Origin of the sequence: Polaromonas sp. UBA4122 (genome assembly GCA_002381615.1) — a bacterium.
Classification (GTDB): Bacteria; Pseudomonadota; Gammaproteobacteria; order Burkholderiales; family Burkholderiaceae_C; genus Polaromonas.
Window position 1 is genome coordinate 1 of the sequence record DFWY01000122.1, and the last position, 8,176, is coordinate 8,176.

At 57.2% G+C, this 8,176-nt stretch carries 9 protein-coding genes; 7 read left to right on the forward strand and 2 right to left on the reverse strand.

Translation table 11 applies throughout. From position 1 onward, the window contains the following. The coding region (locus B3F77_RS15250; RefSeq protein WP_293605771.1) for a hypothetical protein at nucleotides 1-957 on the reverse strand (957 nt) is incomplete at its 3' end. Between the two features lie 21 nt (nucleotides 958-978). Further along, nucleotides 979-1,239: a hypothetical protein gene (locus B3F77_RS15255; RefSeq protein WP_293605772.1), complete on the reverse strand. Its 261-nt coding sequence runs from the start codon at nucleotides 1,237-1,239 to the stop codon at nucleotides 979-981. A 1,284-nt stretch (nucleotides 1,240-2,523) separates the two neighbouring features. On the opposite strand from B3F77_RS15255, the gene B3F77_RS15260 reads away from it, so the two are divergent. The 7 genes from B3F77_RS15260 (at nucleotide 2,524) to eno (ending at nucleotide 7,904) form a co-directional block, all read left to right on the forward strand. Next, complete coding sequence (locus B3F77_RS15260) at nucleotides 2,524-3,129, forward strand: 3'-5' exonuclease (protein WP_293605773.1); 606 nt, start codon at nucleotides 2,524-2,526, stop codon at nucleotides 3,127-3,129. 1 nt (nucleotide 3,130) lies between these two features. Continuing rightward, the gene (locus B3F77_RS15265; RefSeq protein WP_293605774.1) at nucleotides 3,131-4,081 is read left to right on the forward strand and encodes a toll/interleukin-1 receptor domain-containing protein; all 951 of its coding nucleotides are present in this window, start codon (nucleotides 3,131-3,133) and stop codon (nucleotides 4,079-4,081) included. Nucleotides 4,082-4,090: 9 nt separating this feature from the next. Then, nucleotides 4,091-4,270: a hypothetical protein gene (locus B3F77_RS15270; RefSeq protein WP_293605775.1), complete on the forward strand. Its 180-nt coding sequence runs from the start codon at nucleotides 4,091-4,093 to the stop codon at nucleotides 4,268-4,270. A gap of 118 nt (nucleotides 4,271-4,388) precedes the next feature. Continuing rightward, nucleotides 4,389-4,601, forward strand: coding sequence for a hypothetical protein (locus tag B3F77_RS15275; RefSeq protein WP_293605776.1), 213 nt, complete (start codon nucleotides 4,389-4,391; stop codon nucleotides 4,599-4,601). A gap of 36 nt (nucleotides 4,602-4,637) precedes the next feature. Continuing rightward, nucleotides 4,638-5,588: a ketopantoate reductase family protein gene (locus B3F77_RS15280; protein WP_293605777.1), complete on the forward strand. Its 951-nt coding sequence runs from the start codon at nucleotides 4,638-4,640 to the stop codon at nucleotides 5,586-5,588. Beyond that, complete coding sequence (locus tag B3F77_RS15285) at nucleotides 5,582-6,607, forward strand: phosphotransferase (protein ID WP_293605778.1); 1,026 nt, start codon at nucleotides 5,582-5,584, stop codon at nucleotides 6,605-6,607. The genes B3F77_RS15280 and B3F77_RS15285 overlap by 7 nt, the downstream gene beginning before the upstream one ends. A gap of 4 nt (nucleotides 6,608-6,611) precedes the next feature. After that, on the forward strand, nucleotides 6,612-7,904 hold the full coding sequence (gene eno / locus B3F77_RS15290) for a phosphopyruvate hydratase (protein ID WP_414703020.1): 1,293 nt from the start codon (nucleotides 6,612-6,614) through the stop codon (nucleotides 7,902-7,904). Nucleotides 7,905-8,176: the final 272 nt, after the last annotated feature.

Sequence of the window (8,176 nt, forward strand, 5' to 3'; positions counted from 1 at the left end):
AGATGTGTATAAGAGACAGGCATAAAAATGAGCACCCCCTCCGCATATGTAGATCTTGGCCACGTGATTCTTCGTCGGGTTGAACAACTGTAGGAACTCCGCAACTGACGAACGCGCCTCGTTTGTAGCCGTCGCCCGATAGGGTTCCATATCGATCCGCTTGAAGCCAAGATTCATCGACCCGGCGACCAGGGCGGTTTCCACCGTTGAAAAATTCGGTGTTTCCACGCCATGGTCAGATGAGATCATCGCCGCGACCTTTCGCAGAATCTGGGAAACACCACCACCAAACGAGCCGCACAGGTCAAGCTGCGGCTTCATGCCGTTGGCAACGAACCAATCGAAAGTGTTGTAGCCGGGGTCGATGACCAGACTCACCACGCCATCGTCAAACAGGTCGTAGTTCTTCTTTTCTTCCGAAGCCAGACGCAAACCGCCATATGGTTGAGGCAAAACGATGACTTGTCGTGCAACCACGTCAACATACTCTTTTTGCGAGCGCTCGCGCATGTTGTATGGAACCGGCACCCGGCGAATCTTCGAGCCGATCTCCTTGAGCCGCTTGCGCGTAGCCTGATACCGAGATACCGGTAAGCCGAGCACCAGTACGTCTACGCTCTGGGTCAGGAGTTGTGTTTCCTTGAACATGTACGACCAGGCACCGGTTAAAAGTGCCTCGTAATCTCCAGTGGCAATGTAGTCCTCGTGCAGCGCCCGGACGCCCGCGCCGACAGTGGCCTGGGGGCCGACATAGTACGACTGGTTGCCAACCGTGACCACGACCCGATCAGTCCCCTCCATGCCGCTGCCAACTTCATTGACCACGACTGGATGCGCAACCGACTTGAAGCAGATATCTTTCCACGACTGGAAAGCTTTTGGCTGGGCCGCGTCAGGGCGGTCCCAAACTGCCTTGAGGTTGCCGAATCCGACGTCTACTGCTAAAACCTTTGTCATTTTTTGCCTTTTGGTGATGGGTTAACTATTGAACATACTGACGTTTTTGGACCGCAGAGCGGTGACTTTTTCCGAGCTGTCTGAAACCGAGACGGGTGCTGTCTGCTGCGGAGCAACTTCTTGCTTTACGAAAGTTGGCTGAGGCGTTTGGTAGGCCGGTGCGCCTGGCGGTTGTGCTGCGGTGAGTACTGATCCCACGGCGTTATAGGCATCAAAAAGCTTTCGGCGCACGAAGTTGTTGCGGGCGAAGCTGGTTTTGTACGGCGTGAGTTCTTTGTGCAAAGACTCCAGGCCCATGTCCCGCGAAGACAGCCGGAGATGGATCTTGAAAGTTTCGCGGCCGTAGTCGCCGAGTCCCTGGCGGCAGGACGGTTGAAGCTGCCTTGATAAATATCCATCAGCACACGTTTGATGTGGCGCGACCTTTCCAAGTCGCTTTGTAGCGATTCGAGTTCGCTATAGAGCGTTTCCACGCCAAAATCGGTATATTGGATGGAGAAGGCGATTCGCAGCGGGCACGTGTCGATTGATCGTTTTAATTGAGCGCCAGTGTTAATCCGATTGAGATCGGTCCTCAATTCTGATGCTGACAATGATGGTGCACCGTTCACTGACAATACGACCACTGAGTTGGACGAATCGTCACCAATTATTGTTAAATTGTCCGTGTTCATTGTCGATTTGACCGTTTAGTTTGACAAAGTGATTCTGATTGGTGTCATTGCCAGTTTTAAAGCAAATGCGTCGATCAGAAACGACTCATTCGTTCAACATCTGGCAGTGTTTCTTAGGTACAGTCTTTCCCATGCTCACGCAAGTGGGCCTCCTTTTCCAATGCCGCTGTTGCGGAACGAATTGCTTTTCAGAAGTCGGCCATCGGGCTGATTTTTTGAATACCCAGACAGCATCGTGTCGTTCTTTTTTTGCCGTTGAAGCTGCGACAGACACATACAGAGTATCAATTTCGCGATTTATTCTTCAATGGAATCAACAGCGTAGTCGAAAAAGTAAGTAACAGAGGGCATACAGAATGCCGCACTTACGAGTTCGAAGACAGTCAAAACGCTCTAAAACGAGCATGGTCACAGCCGCGTCAACATGACGAAAGACGACCACAACATCAACAGTCATGCCAACAAGATTCCTTAGGGTCTCAACGTGGACGACTGAGAACAAAACAGCTTTGAAATGCCCACCTTACCTGCGTAGAGCACGCAGATTCAAACGAGGACCGCCATATAGCGGGATAGTTTGGATGCCAAGAGTGGTACCCGGTCCGGTACCGGTCAGTTGTGAAGATATGGGGGTTACCAGCAACCCCACCTCCCACGGGAGGGCTGCTGGTCGTGCGGGACGCGTTAGGCCCAACGGTTGATTGGTGGTTCGCCACTATCAACTTACGTGTATCCGCGAGGACCACGGGCTGCTGAGCAGAAGACACCTGCGAGGTAGTTAAAAAAGTAATTCTTTAAGCAAAAACAGTGTCGAGGTTGGTGTTGGGTGGTTGGTTTAAATGTCGGCTGTAGCCGTATGGTGGATAGGTGCGTTTTAGAAAAAGGAATTGATATGGATATCAAACTTGATCGACTGTTGGATAGCGTGAATGCGGTGATTCGGGCGAATGCAGGCCTTCGTGTAAATGGCAAGGTCGCTGATGTAGACGGCAACGCGGAGACACGCAAGGGCACGGTGTCCGTCTTTAACGGACAACAGCCATCGGTTCGTACATTTTCCAGCGAAGAAAAAGAAATTGCCGGTGTTGGCGCGTGGCTGAAAGCGTGCTGCGGCGAAGATGTGCGGCCCGCCGAGATCGCCGTCTTGGTACGGTCCGAGGAGCAGCTTGATCGTGCCCGCCAGGCTGTTAAAGCCGCGGGTCTGGATTCTTGCGTGCTGGACGACAAGGTCAGACCCGAGGAGACGAAGGTGTCGATCTGCACCATGCATTTGGCAAAAGGACTGGAATTTCGCTCGGTGGTTGTTATGGCTTGCGATGACGAAGTCGTGCCATTACAGAGTCGGATTCAACACATTGATGGTGCCGATTTGAAGGAGGTCTATAACACCGAGCGGCACTTGCTCTATGTCGCCTGTACCCGCGCAAGAGACCGGCTGCTAGTCACGGCTACCGAGCCTGCGTCCGAGTTTCTTGACGACCTGATGAAAGCATCCTGAAATGGCAAACGTATTCTTTTCTTATTCCCACAAAGATGAGGCTTTGCGCGACGAGCTGGAAGTGCACTTGGCCATGCTCAAGCGGGAAGGCGCCATTTCGGCGTGGCATGACCGCAAAATTCTGGCTGGCGATGAGTTGAATGGCCAGATTCATGCGCGGCTGAGCGATGCGCAGGTGATTCTTTTACTTGTCAGCCCAGATTTTTTGGCTTCTGCCTATTGCTTTGACGTAGAAATGACGCGAGCCATGGAATTGCATGGGGGGGGCAGGGCACGGGTCATTCCCATTATTCTTCGCCCGTCCGATTGGCAAGCATCCACGCCGTTTGCCAAGCTGCTTGCTGTGCCCACGGACGGCAAGCCGATCACCAAATGGCCTGATCGAGACGAAGCCTGGCTCAATGTTGTGCAGCAGTTGCGAGCTGCGTTGCCTAAACCTGTTGAAGCCAGGGCCATTCAGATTCCAATGGCGCTGCTGCAGCCGACGCGCAGTGAAGGTCCACGGTCCAGTAACTTGAGAATTCGCAAAGAATTTTCCGATGCCGACAGGGATGGCTTTCTTGAGGATGCCTTTGAGTACATGGCCCGGTTCTTTGAAAGCTCGCTGGAAGAACTGGAGAAGCGCCACGGTGATCTTCAAACCAAGTTCAAGCAAATCGACGCAAGAACGTTTACCGCTGCTATCTATCAGAACGGCAAGGCGGTGGCGCGCTGCGGGATCAGATTTGGTGGCACGCGCGGCTTCGGTGGCGGCATCACCTTCTCGCATGATGATAGTGCTTCGGCCAACAGCTACAACGAGAGCCTGAGCATCGAAGCCACTGAGCAAGCCTTGTTCTTGCGGCGGCTGGGCATGGGCGGCGGCTGGGGTGGTGGGGAAAAGAGTCAGCTGACGTTCGATGGGGCTGCCGAGTATTACTGGGAAATGCTGATGGCTCCGCTTCAGCGTTGAAAGTTCTGTTTGTTCGCACCAATTTCAGAGGTCAAGTTCTTGCAGGTCAAGCACATCATCGAGCCCTTTGTGGTCAGTGTCGGCTTTGTGCACAACGAAGAAGGCCGCGACTCCAAGCTGCGCAATTTGAGCATTGAGGGCGCTTTTCGATTCCTTGGTAAGCCTACTTCGGTATTGCCGAAGTATTGAGCCCTCTGCGCGAGATCGACAAATGGGTGCGACGGCGGTTACGATGCTACGCAGGGAAACAATGGGGCAGCGCGGGCTACCGCGAACTCAGAAAGCGTGGGGTCACGGTGCGCGAGGCTTGGAATACAAGCAAGAGCGCGCATGGCCCATGGCGGCTGAGCAAAACGCCAGCGTTGAATCTGGCACTGCCCGCAAGAATGTTTCGGCAAATGGGGCTACGCGCGAAGTGTTTATGGATCGAATAGGGCCGCAACTCGGATTCAACGATGAGGCATTTCGAAAAATGCTCATCAAGGATGTCTTATGCTCCGGTAACCAGTTACTCAGATGATCCAATGTCCCATTTTTGAAACAACACGGAATTGATGTGAAAACGCACTTTCAAACCGTGGCGGTGGTTGGCGCAGGTGCCGTGGGCAGCTATTTCGGTGCCATGCTGGCGCGCGCGGGTCATGCGGTCACGCTGATCGGTAGGTCAGCCCATGTCCAGGCCATTCAACGCGATGGCCTGCAACTCGAGATGGCCGGTCGCGTCGAACAAATTCACATGGCAGCCAGCAGCGAACTGGCCGCCGTGCGCGGCGCCGACTTGGTTTTGTTCTGCGTCAAATCGACCGACACTGAGACGGTGGCGCAGCAAATAGCCCCCCACTTGGCCCAGGATGCGCTACTGCTCAGTCTGCAAAACGGCGTGGACAACACTGTGGTCATCTCGCGTCAACTGCATCAAACAGTGATTCCTGCCGTGGTCTACGTGGCCACCGCCATGCCGGCGCCGGGTTGCGTGACGCACAATGGCCGAGGCGATTTGGTGATAGGAGCCGCGACTGCGGAGCCCGACATCGAACAAACGCTACAGGCGCTGGTGGACTTCTTCGCCACGGCCCAGGTGCCGGTGCGCATCTCGCCCGATGTGATGGCCGAGCTGTGGTCAAAGCTGCTGGTGAACTGCGCTTACAACGCCATCTCCGGGCTTTCGCAGATGCACTACGCCAAGCTCGCCGAGCTATCATCGATTCGTGACACCCAACGTGCCGCCGTACGCGAGGTGATTGCGGTCGCTGCCGCTGACGGCGTGCAACTGTCAGAGCAGCAGTCAATGGAGGCGGTGGATCACATTGCCGTGGCTATGGCGGGCCAAAAGTCCTCTACGGCGCAGGACATGGCACGCCACAAACCGACCGAGATCGATCACCTGAACGGCTTCATCGCCCGGCGTGGCCTGGAACTGGGGGTCCCCACGCCGGTCAACCAGACCCTCCACGCACTGGTCAAACTGGTGGAGTCCGGCTACGCGACGGGCCCGGGGCCATGCTGAACCCGACCGCCGAGACCAGCAACAACGTTCCTGCCGAGTTCGTGCAGGCACTGCAGGAGCTGGGGCTGGCGGGATCGCAGCCCTTGACTGGCGAACCACTGATGGGTGGTGTGTCCTCAGACATCTGGCGCATTGATACCGAACAGGGACCGGTCTGCGCCAAGCGGGCCTTGCCCCGCCTGCGCGTGGCAGCTCCCTGGTTCGCCCCGATAGAGCGCAACGACTTCGAAGCGCGCTGGCTGCAACTGGCCAACCAAGCGCTGCCAGCTTGCGCGCCTGAGGTGCTGGGCCAGCATCCGGCGCTGGGAGTGCTGGTGATGCGCTATTTACCGCCCTCAGACTACCACTTGTGGAAACAGGTCTTGCGTGACGGTCAGGCCGATCTGGCCACGGCCCAGGGCGTGGCGAATTTGCTCTCGCGGGTTCACAGCCATACCGCGGCCCGGCCCGAACTCGCCGCACAGTTCGCGACCGATGCGATTTTTTTTGATATCCGGCTCGAGCCCTACCTGCTGGCCACCGCGCTGCGGCACCCCGACCTGGCGCCGGCACTGCAAGCGCTGGTGGCACAAACCCAGTGCCATGCCAAGGCCCTGGTGCACGGCGACGTCAGCCCCAAGAATATTCTGCTCGGCCCCCAAGGACCGGTGCTGCTGGACGCTGAATGTGCTTGGTGGGGCGACCCGGCCTTTGACCTCGCGTTTTGCCTGAATCACTTGCTGCTGAAGTGTTTGTGGAACCCGCCCACGACCAAGGGATTTCTGGCCTGTTTCGAACGCTTGGCGTCGAGCTATTTGCAGGCCGTCGATTGGGAACCCCGGGACGACCTGGAGCGCCGTACGGCGCAACTGCTGCCGGGCTTGTTGCTGGCCCGCGTCGATGGAAAATCGCCGGTTGAGTACATCCAAAGCGACGAACAGCGCAAGCTGGTCCGGCGGGTGGCGCGCTCATTGTTGACCCAACCCGTTGCACGTTTAAACCAGGTTGCCCAGGCGTGGCGACTAGAGTTAAGGAGTTGAGATCTTGAAGTCTTTCGATATCCGTTCCATCCATGGCCGTCGGGTCTGGGACAGCCGGGGTCGCCCGACCGTCGAGGCCGAAGTCGCATTGCACGACGGCTCGGTCGGTCGCGCCATCGCCCCGGCTGGCGCGTCCAAAGGTCAGCGCGAGGCGCTGGAACTGCGTGACGGTGGTGAGCGCTTCGGTGGGCTCGACGTGCAGCGTGCAGTCGGCCACGTCAACGGTGAGATCGCGCAGGCGCTGCGGGGAACACCGGCCGACAAGCAAGCTGACCTCGACCAAAGATTGATTGAACTCGACGCCACCGCTGACAAGACCCGGCTCGGCGCCAATGCCACCTTGGCCGTCTCGATGGCCGCTGCCCATGCCATGGCTGCGGCCTCCGGCATGCCTCTGTACCGCTACTTGGGCGGACCGAATGCGACGCTGCTGCCGATGCCACAGATCCAGATTTTCGGCGGCGGTGCGCACGCCGGTCGACGGGTGGACATCCAGGACTTCATGGTCGTTTGCCCAGGAGCCTGTAGCTTCGCTCAGGCCCTGGAGTGGACGGCCGAGGTCTATCGCAGCGCCGGTTTGATCATGGCGCAACGCGGTGCTTTGTCCGGCGTGGCTGACGAAGGCGGCTGGTGGCCCGATTTCGCGACCAATGAGCAGGCGCTGGAAACGCTGGTATCGGCGATTGAGCGCGCCGGCTTCATCCCTGGCGAACAGGTGGCGATCGCCCTGGATGTGGCCGCTTCCGAATTTGGCCGCAACGGCCGCTACCGGCTGGGACTGGAATCGCGCGAACTCGACTCCGACGGCTTGATCGAGCTGTTGTTAGGCTGGATCAAAAAATATCCCATCGTGTCGATCGAGGACCCACTGGCCGAGGACGACCCGGCTGGTTTCAGCCGCTTCACCCAGGCTATCGGCCACCAGTTGCAAATTGTGGGCGATGACTTTTTGGTGTCGCATGCGAAGCTGGTGCGCGAAGCCGCCGCACTCGGCGCCGCCAACACGGTGCTGCTCAAGCCCAACCAGCGCGGCACGTTGACTGAAACGCTGCAAGCATGGCAAACAGCTCGCGCGCTAGGCTACGCCGGCATCGTGTCAGCCCGCTCGGGTGAAACCGAAGACACCACCATCGTCGATCTGGCCATCGGCTGGAACGTGGGGCAGTTGAAGGTGGGATCGTTTGCGCGCAGTGAGCGCATGGCCAAGTGGAACGAAGCCCTGCGCATCGAAGAGCGGCTGGACGCAAGCGCCCATTTTGCCGGCGCCGCTGTCTTTGGGCGCAATCCGCAACCTTGATTGGCCCTGGCACTGCTTAAGGCTTGCACAGTTGACAGGATCAGTAGTAATGGGAATTCGGGTCTCTCGATCGTCTGCTAGGCAGCGGAAGCGGTCGTTCAGATTTCATGAGTTACCGACTGCAGTCGGCCAGAATCTGTCGTTGCTCAATGACTGCTTCAGGAGAAGTCCATCCTAATCTGAACTGCCCTTTATGATTGCAGAAATTCACAAGGGACCGTAGTGCAGCTCATATCCAACGGCACCGCCTTTAATACCATTTAGCGTTCAAT